An 8970-nucleotide genomic window follows, 5' to 3' on the forward strand; every position below is an offset into this window, starting at 1 on the left:
CAAAAGAAAGCACGAAGAATAATTAAACTATGCGTTGAAGGTGAATAGTCAGGGTTTAGCACATATATGAGACAAAGTAGAAAGAGCTCATCAATCCATAGTCGTATAATGAAAAATAAATATATGCATCGTAGCTGGTTAGGAGCTATGTGTTTACTTGGGTGTTCATTTACTTATGCTGCTGAAGAGCAGTTCAATGATGCATTAAATGCTGCAAATAGTGGTAATACCGCGTTATTAGACCAATATCAGCTTGCAATGCAAAATGATGTGTTGGGATATTACCCAGAATATTGGAAACTTAATACAAACCTTGGGTTTCAACCTGCTGCCTCTATCATAAGTTTTGCTCAACGCTACCCACAATCAGCAATGGCTGAAAAATTATCAGCAGATTATGTTGAAGAAAAAGTTAAACAAGCTGACTATGCATCTGCTCAACCTGTCTTATCTTATGTCACCAATCCTGACCAAGCCGAAAATTGTGCTTTAGCACAGGTTCGGGCGAAAAGCGGTGATGCATTAGTTTTTGCTGAATATAAAGATGTTTGGTTAGCCACTGAGTCGCAACCAGAATCATGTGTTGGACTAGGTCGAATGATGCTGTCTAGTCCATTAATGAGTACACAAGATAAGCAGCAACGTCTATGGGTACAATTACGTGCTGGTTTATCTGGACAGGCTCTTGCGACTGCTCAAAGTTTAGGAATAAATCTTTCCTTAGCTCAGCTCAATCAGATTCAGGCGAATCCACTGAATTATTTATGGTCAGCACCAAAAACTAATGATGTAGATTATGCTTATTTGATTTTTGCATTAGGCCGTCTAGCAAATAATGATTTAGGAAATGCTTTTGCAAATGTACAGCGAGTAGCGCAAGGTACTCCAGAAAGCGTACAAAAATATCTATATCGAACTGTAGCTTATATTGGCGGGACTACGGTAATGAAAAATAACTTTAACCGCGAAGTCCTTCAATATTTTGACGCAAGTTATGGTTACCCGTTAAGTCCTGAAGAAGCTGAAATTTATGCGCGTCAGGCTATTCGTTTTAGTGCATGGGAAAGTTTAATTCGTGCAATTGATAGTATGACGGTTTCACAAAAACAAGAAGATCGTTGGCAATATTGGTTAGCACGTGCGACAGAGCAACGTGGTGATAGTAATTCTAAAAACACGGCACAACGTATTTATAAAAGATTAGCTGAAAGTGGTGATGATTATCATAACCTTCTTGCAAAAGACCGTTTGGGCGTGAGATATAATCATCAGCCTTATAATGATGAGCCAACTGCAAGTGATTTACGCCGTCTAGACCAAAACATTCACTTTAACCGTGCTTTTACTTTAAGACGTATTAATGCAAATCCAACTTATACCAACCGAGAGTGGAACTGGGCAGTTCGCCAAGCCTATCTTCAGCATGACGATGGGTTACTTTTAGCTGCAGCAAAGCGTGCTCATGATATGGGATGGTTTGATCGGGCAATTTATGCAGCAGATCGCACAACAAATAAGCACAATGATACTTATCGCTATGTGACTCCCCATAAGACTAATGTCGTAAGTCATAGTTACAATGCAGGAATTGATCCAGCGTGGGCTTATGGTTTAATGCGTCAGGAAAGTCGGTTTGTTACCTCTGCACGTTCTCATGTTGGAGCAGGCGGTCTTATGCAGATTATGCCTGGTACAGCGAAGTTGATTGCACGACAAATGGGTGAAACTTATAATCCTGCTGCATTAAGTGAAATGAATACCAATATTCGATATGGAACATTCTATTTATCAATGATTCAGGGACAATTAAGCAATAACCCTGTTTTGGCAACAGCAGGTTATAATGCAGGGCCTAATCGGGCTAGACGTTGGCAACCGGACTATCAACCCATTTCGGCTGACCAATATACAGAGACAATTCCATTGTTAGAAACCAGAGACTATGTCAAGCATGTTATGACGAATGCAACACATTACGGCGTAATATTGGGACAGGGAGCTCAGTCGTTATCGCAACGTATGAAAGTCATTCCAATGCGTACGTCGCCTTAACTTAAGGTGGTTGATGATGGATCTTCTTTTAATTGGCATATTCAAGTTTTAATTAAATGAAATATAGATATTTGGAACTTCGTTCAATTTTGCAACTTGCATGGTGGTTTATCTGTGCAGGGCTAGGATTGATGAGTTCCGTTTTACATGCCCAACCTGTTAATTTACAGGGGTATGTTATGCATGTGCAAATGACACCAGCTGCATGTGCATTAGATCCTTCTAAACAAAAACAACGTAAATGTCTTGAAGGATATTCATTGACAATTACAGGTCTAATGCCAGAAACAAATCGAACAGATTGTTCGACAGAAAGTTCGGCTTCTCTCTCTCCATTGCAAGCCAAAGTTGTGGCTCGGGTTATGCCTGATAATAATGCTCGTGTACAGCTATGGAAAAGTGTAGGTGGATGCGTTCCTATGAATGCAAGCCAATATTTCCGTACGGTTATCAATTTTGCTGAGCGTTTAAAAATTCCAGCTAGCCTTACAAGTTCAACAAATGTTGAAATGCAGCAATCCGCATTAAGACAGCAATTTGTTCGTCTTAATCCGAGCTTACCTCAAAATGGTATTCGTTTTAGTTGTCAATTGTCACGTTCCGATGTGGTCTTAACGGAAGTAAAAGTATGCTATACCGTAAAAGGCCAATATAAACAATGTGCAAATCATGTGGTATCGAATTGTCCAGGCGAAATCATGATTAAAGGTAGTTACTAAGGGTAATGATCATTTTTTAATAAAATGATGATCATATATTAAATTTATTTGTAAAGATTAATTTGTATTTTCTATCAGACTTTTGGTGAAAACGAGTTGCTTTTACATGCATCTGCCAAATCTTTAGAGTACAATCTTTGCCGTTTATGATGATTTGGTTAGATGGAATTCCTATTTAGCCCGATTAAGGACACTCATTGGAGACAATTACATGAAGCAACCCGTTCGTGTTGCCGTGACTGGCGCTGCAGGTCAAATTGGTTACAGCTTATTATTCCGTATCGCAAGCGGTGAAATGTTAGGTAAAGATCAACCTGTTATTTTACAATTGCTTGAAGTTCCAGTTGAAAAAGCACAACAAGCGCTTAAAGGCGTAATGATGGAACTTGATGACTGTGCTTTCCCTTTATTGGCTGGCATGATCGGGACTGATGATCCGAAAGTTGCATTTAAAGATGCTGACTACGCTTTATTGGTAGGTTCTCGTCCACGTGGTCCTGGTATGGAACGTGCTGACTTGTTGAAAGTTAACGGTGAAATTTTCATCGGTCAAGGTCAAGCATTAAACGAAGTTGCTAGTCGTGACGTTAAAGTGTTAGTGGTAGGTAACCCTGCAAACACTAACGCTTACATCGCAATGAAATCTGCACCAGATCTTCCGGCGAAAAATTTCACAGCAATGTTGCGTCTTGACCACAATCGTGCGTTAACTCAACTTGCTCAAAAAGCTGGCGTTGCAGTTTCTGATATCGAAACAATGACAGTTTGGGGTAATCACTCTCCAACAATGTATGCTGACTACCGTTTTGCAACTGCAAATGGCGAAAGCTTAAAAGACAAAATCAACGATGCTGCTTGGAACAAAGATGTGTTCCTTCCAACTGTTGGTAAACGTGGTGCTGCGATCATCGAAGCACGTGGTTTGTCTTCTGCTGCTTCTGCTGCTAACGCTGCAATTGATCATATGCGTGATTGGGCACTTGGCACAAACGGCAAATGGGTAACTATGGGTATTCCATCTGATGGTTCTTATGGTATTCCTGAAGGCGTAATGTTCGGTTTCCCTGTAACAACTGAAAACGGTGAATACAAAATCGTTCAAGGTTTGGAAATTGACGAATTCAGCCGTGAACGTATCAACGTGACGTTGAACGAACTTGAAGAAGAACGTGCTGCAATTGCTGACATGTTGAAATAATTTATCTTATAGATAAATGTAAAAAAGCACTCTCTTATAGAGTGCTTTTTTATTAAAAAGTTAGAAAGGGAACACAAAAAGCAACAAGAAAATATAGACACTATCATGCAAGTAAAAACGTTTTGTTGTTAGATTAGTTAATAGATGATTTAAAAGAAGTTATAGGAGAATAACAATGTTTGAACAGCAACCGACTTTAGAGCTTTTATTTGATCAGTTGGGTTTAGATTCTGATGAGGCAAGCATTGAAAATTTTATTAAGACACATCAATTGCCGGCCGAGCAAAAATTACATGAAGCGTCTTTTTGGTCAAAGGGCCAAAGCGATTTTTTGAAGAGTCATTGGGAAAAAGATGATGAGTGGATTGTGGTTATTGATGAGCTTAATGAACAACTGCATGAAGACAGTGTGAAAAAATAATTTCAAAAAAATAAAGCCTGTTTTACAAGTAATACGTAAAACAGGCTTTATTGCATTAAGAGTTTAATGTGTCTTTACTTTTAATTTATCTTTATACCATGGCTCATGACGTACAAGGTCAAATACTGGTTGGCCATGAAGCAATTCAAGATCACATGTAGACGTTGATAAATATTTAGTTAACCAATGTCGGGTTAATGCTGACTCTTGTCGTGCTGCTGACGCATATGCCAAGAAGAAATAGATATCAGCATGTTCATGATGTGCTAATGGCTTCAAAATTTGTTGAGTAATCAGCGCAAAACGTTTTTCTTTATTTAGTTCAAAATAAAGCATATAGGCTTTGGCTAAGTGTAAAGACAAATTAAGATATAAGCTCAAAGGCATTTCTTCATATTCCATACGAGCTTGTTCAAGTAAGACAATAGCTTCTTGTAAGAAATGAAGTTGTTCTTGGCGAACACGACTTAATATTACAAGTTGCATGCGTAACTCAGCACGCTCTAAAGCAAGCTCAGGCGTATTTTCAGTCAAATAAAGTTGGTCTGTTTCACCAATTCGGTTCACAATTGTTTTACTTTCAATAGACATACGCCATCACCTTTTCTAATCAATAGCTTTTATATCGGGTTCATTTATCAAATTTAAAGAGTAACCTTTAAACCCAAATAGAATTTCCGCTACGAAGCCAAGCCGTAATAGATAGCCTTTGTTGTTTTGAAGTTAATACTTCATGTAATAAATCACTTTGAAATATTACTAGTCGATTGGGTTCGGGATTAACAATATGCCATTTCTCATTTTTATCTTGTAGTCGCAATTGTCCCCCCCAATCTTCTTGCCATTCTGGATGTAAATAATAGACAGTTGAGATAATACGATCATTTTTTTGTTGAGGATTGTCTCGGTGTAAAGCATAAAATTCACCCAAATTATAACGGGCAAAATGAGCTTCAACCTCTTTAATTCCTAAATAGAATGCTTGATTTAGACTTTGTGAAAATAAAGTTAAGGTTTCAATATGTTGCTGAGCAATAGGGAGCTGATCATTAATCCAGAGAATATGGTCACTACGAATATTACTTACAACACCATTTTGAATGCCTGCTTCTCTAAACTCACCCATATGATGGCTACATTCTTGAGAAACCTGCGCGCGATATTGATCTGAATATGCTTGATTTATAATGGCAAAGCCATGCGCATTTAAATCATCTAAGATTTGATCCAAATTCCATGAATCAGGAAGTGAGTGAGAGTGCATATAACCTCGGGTAGATCGTAAAAATATCAAGCACCTCTATTTTAGATGATCACAACCTTACGAAAGAATATTTTTTTCATGTTAAACTATTTGTTGAATTGAGGAATTAAAGTCAACATGAATTACCGTCACCATTTCCATGCGGGCAACTTTGCAGATGTTATGAAGCATGTGCTTTTGCTACAGCTTCTCAACCGTTTAAATGCTAAAGATAAACCTTATCGTTATATCGATACGCATGGAGGGGCAGGCAAATATGATTTATCTCTGGCACCTGCACAAAAGTCTGGAGAGTTTCTCACAGGCATTCATCGTCTAGTTCAACTATCTGATATGGAAAAGCGTCAGGCACCTGAAGCAATCCAGCAATATTTGAAGTTAGTAGAACAATTGCGTTCTGAAGAAGGTAAGGGAAGCTATCCAGGTTCTCCTTGGTTTGCTTTGCAAGGCATGCGTGAAATCGACAAGGCGACTATATTTGAAATGCAGCGCGATGTATTTCAGCAATTACGCCATAACATTCGTGATAAACGTGCAGGTTTACATGAGCGTGATGCATATGAAGGCTTGCTTGGCGTAATTCCGCCAAAAGAAAAGCGCGGTCTGGTTATGATTGACCCTCCTTACGAATTAGAACGTAAAGACTTTCCGCAATTAGTTGAACTTTTACAACAAGCTTATAAAAAATGGCCCACAGGCGTTTTTGCAGTTTGGTATCCAATCAAAGACCGAGCGATGATTGAGCGTTTTGAAAAGAAAATGTTTAAAACGGGTATTCGCCGTCAGTTAGTTTGTGAAATTTGTGTGTGGCCAGATGACACCCCTGTAGGTTTAAATGGTTGTGGTCTATTAGTGATTAACCCACCTTGGCAGTTCTCTGAACAAGCAGACCAAGCACTACAATGGTTATTCCCGCATCTTCGCATGCAAGAAACTGGTGGTCATGCTGCTGTTCGCTGGTTGGTAGGTGAGTAACAGTTAACTTAAATCAATGCACATGTTTGGAATAGAAAATAATGACAAATGCGCCTAAACCAGAGCAAGATTTAACTCATAATGAACATTCATTTGATGGGATTACATTTGAAGTGGTTGAAGAAGAAGATAATCCGGAAGGACAAAAAGTGAAGCGCCGAGGTATTTATCTTTGGCCTAACTTAATTACAACCGCTGCTCTGTTGTCCGGTTTCTATTCCATCATTGCAAGTATGAATGGGGATTTTAACCAAGCGATCTATGCCATTTTTATTGCAGCGTTATTAGATGGCTTAGATGGTCGAGTTGCTCGAGCGATTGGCGCACAAAGTGCTTTTGGTGAACAATATGATTCTCTCTCAGACTTGTTAGCTTTTGGTGTGGCTCCAGCAATGCTGATGTATAGCTGGAGTTTGCATGATTTAGGTCGTATTGGTCTGGCTTGTTGTTTTGTTTATACAGCCTGCGCAGCCTTCCGACTAGCGCGTTTTAATGTGCAAATAGGCGTTGTCGATAAACGTTATTTTATCGGCATTGCAAGTCCACTCGCTGCTATTATCATTATTTCACTCGTCTGGGTTGCTCGCGATTATCCTTTCATTTTTGATTTACGTGATATTGCGATTCAAACTATTAATGCTGTTCTTATGGTAATTGTGGGATTACTCATGATTTCCAATATTAAATATTATTCTTTCAAGCAGATGGATCGTAAACGTGTTCCTTTTGTAGTTATGTTGCCAGTAGTACTGATTTTTGCGGCAATCACTTATAATATTCCAATGGGCATTTTGACAGTTTCAATTATCTATGCTCTATCTGGTTTTGTTACGACTTTATTTGCACGCAAGAGTAATGAAACACTAAAAACATAAAATAGAAGAGGTTCAGTATGCCTAAGTTGATAAGTGAAATTAATCAATTACAGCAGCTGGGCCCTAATGCTAAAGAGGGGGTTGTTTATCAACCTTCTCGTGGCTTTTTTAAAATTGTTTATCAAGGCTTGATCCTTCCAAATTTACCAACCCCACTTCGTTATTTTAATTATATTAGTTTAGTGGGACAGCCACGTATTCCTCTGTGTTATAACGCCCATAGCATTACAACTTCAGCTATCGACACTGCAACAGTGCTTGTAAGTAATAGCCAACATAGTGTGGGACATTTAAAAACATATTCTATTCGACGCCAATGCCAGTTTGATTCGGCGCTATATCAATTTGATAAAACCGACCTGATTCAATGGCAAATTCCCATGATTCGCCTTCAGCGATTAGACTCGGAAATGGGGTGTGATCTTACAATTCAGATTCCAGAAAATATATTTAATGCCTCTGCTTTGCAGTGGGGCGTTTCTGACTATTGGTCAACACTATGTATATGTGAAGGTGAAATTTTTTATAAAGGACATAAATATCAAATTGAAGGGTTGGGGCGATTTAAACACGCGCGAGCTTTGCACTTGCCGTTCTTATCTTTATGTTTCTATACGTGCCAAATTATTAACTTAAATGAAACGACGCAGCTTACATTCTTACAAATAAGAAATCAGTGGAATATCATCCTATGTTCAAGATTAGATATTCAAGAATTTGGGAAGCCTGTTGAAAGTTTTACAGAAGACGTAAATTTACATATCCACCGAGTTTATCCAAAGGTTAAAACACCGAATGGTAAAGAGATGTACTTGCCTAGGGAGTTTTCTTGGCAATGTGAGAAAAATGGAAAAATAATTTTTGAACTTTATGCACAAAGCCGAGGTGACTATAAGTTTGGTTTGGCGGCGGGATATGTGGGAAGCTTTCAATATCAATTAAGCTGGAATGAACAGTGTCTGCAAGGAGAGGGTGGATACTGTGAATATATCGATTGTCGCCCACTTAGATGGCAAGAAAAGAATCAAGACGAGAAAATTTTAGATAAATTGATGCTTTTACAACCATGTTTATATAAAAAATGACTATTTTTATGATTTTTGATTAAAAAGCGAACTGTTGTTCAACTAATATTAAAAAAGGTATTGCAAAGGGAATGTAATGGTCTATAATGCACATCCATCGGCGGTGATGCAGATAGAAACTTGTTGAAAAACAGTTACTTGGAATTGAGTTGATTGCTTTAAGTGATGAATTTGATGGTAAGTTGGTTTGAGAGATAAGTTTTAAAAATATCGAAATTACCTGTTGACTTTTAAGAGATTAAGAGTAATATAGCCGACCTAGCTTGCTGGTGACGAACCAGTAAGAAGATCATTAAGAGAATTGAAGAACAACTTGTGTGGATTTTTACTGATTGATTAATCGAAATAATTTTCATTGATTGATTGGTTTAAATTACTCGA

At 38.1% G+C, this 8970-nt stretch carries 8 protein-coding genes and 1 pseudogene; 7 read left to right on the top strand and 2 right to left on the bottom strand.

Annotated features, from left to right (window positions below):
• Window positions 1–108 precede the first annotated feature (108 nt).
• The 4 genes from slt (at window position 109) to MKX14_RS08665 (ending at window position 4390) form a co-directional block, all read left to right on the top strand.
• Window positions 109–2052 (top strand): lytic transglycosylase domain-containing protein, encoded by a 1944-nt coding sequence (slt, locus tag MKX14_RS08650; protein WP_046813480.1) that lies wholly within the window; start codon window positions 109–111, stop codon window positions 2050–2052.
• 56 nt (window positions 2053–2108) lie between these two features.
• Window positions 2109–2771 carry a ribonuclease T2 family protein gene (locus MKX14_RS08655; protein WP_046813481.1) on the top strand — a complete coding sequence of 221 codons (663 nt, stop codon included), beginning with the start codon at window positions 2109–2111 and terminating at the stop codon, window positions 2769–2771.
• 211 nt (window positions 2772–2982) lie between these two features.
• Window positions 2983–3969 carry a malate dehydrogenase gene (gene mdh / locus MKX14_RS08660; RefSeq protein WP_046813482.1) on the top strand — a complete coding sequence of 329 codons (987 nt, stop codon included), beginning with the start codon at window positions 2983–2985 and terminating at the stop codon, window positions 3967–3969.
• A 175-nt stretch (window positions 3970–4144) separates the two neighbouring features.
• A complete protein-coding gene (locus MKX14_RS08665; protein WP_002119522.1) occupies window positions 4145–4390 on the top strand; it encodes a DUF2789 family protein in 246 nt (81 codons plus the stop codon).
• Window positions 4391–4453: 63 nt separating this feature from the next.
• Here the strand turns inward: MKX14_RS08665 and MKX14_RS08670 are convergent, their stop codons facing one another.
• Together MKX14_RS08670 and MKX14_RS08675 are read right to left on the bottom strand one after the other, a co-directional pair.
• Window positions 4454–4981 (bottom strand): hypothetical protein, encoded by a 528-nt coding sequence (locus MKX14_RS08670; protein ID WP_032038733.1) that lies wholly within the window; start codon window positions 4979–4981, stop codon window positions 4454–4456.
• A gap of 67 nt (window positions 4982–5048) precedes the next feature.
• Entirely contained in the window at window positions 5049–5654 is a 606-nt protein-coding gene (locus tag MKX14_RS08675) for a 2OG-Fe(II) oxygenase (protein ID WP_046813483.1), read from the bottom strand.
• Between the two features lie 117 nt (window positions 5655–5771).
• Between MKX14_RS08675 and MKX14_RS08680 the strand changes: the two genes are divergently transcribed.
• The 3 genes and pseudogenes from MKX14_RS08680 (at window position 5772) to MKX14_RS08690 (ending at window position 8608) form a co-directional block, all read left to right on the top strand.
• Window positions 5772–6629: a 23S rRNA (adenine(2030)-N(6))-methyltransferase RlmJ gene (locus MKX14_RS08680; protein ID WP_016143005.1), complete on the top strand. Its 858-nt coding sequence runs from the start codon at window positions 5772–5774 to the stop codon at window positions 6627–6629.
• 41 nt (window positions 6630–6670) lie between these two features.
• Window positions 6671–7504, top strand: coding sequence for a CDP-diacylglycerol--serine O-phosphatidyltransferase (gene pssA, locus MKX14_RS08685; protein WP_002119541.1), 834 nt, complete (start codon window positions 6671–6673; stop codon window positions 7502–7504).
• A gap of 17 nt (window positions 7505–7521) precedes the next feature.
• Window positions 7522–8608, top strand: a pseudogene (locus tag MKX14_RS08690) (DUF6670 family protein).
• The last annotated feature ends 362 nt before the right edge of the window (window positions 8609–8970 follow it).

This window comes from Acinetobacter pittii (assembly GCF_022449185.1).
Classification (GTDB): Bacteria; Pseudomonadota; Gammaproteobacteria; order Pseudomonadales; family Moraxellaceae; genus Acinetobacter; species Acinetobacter pittii_I.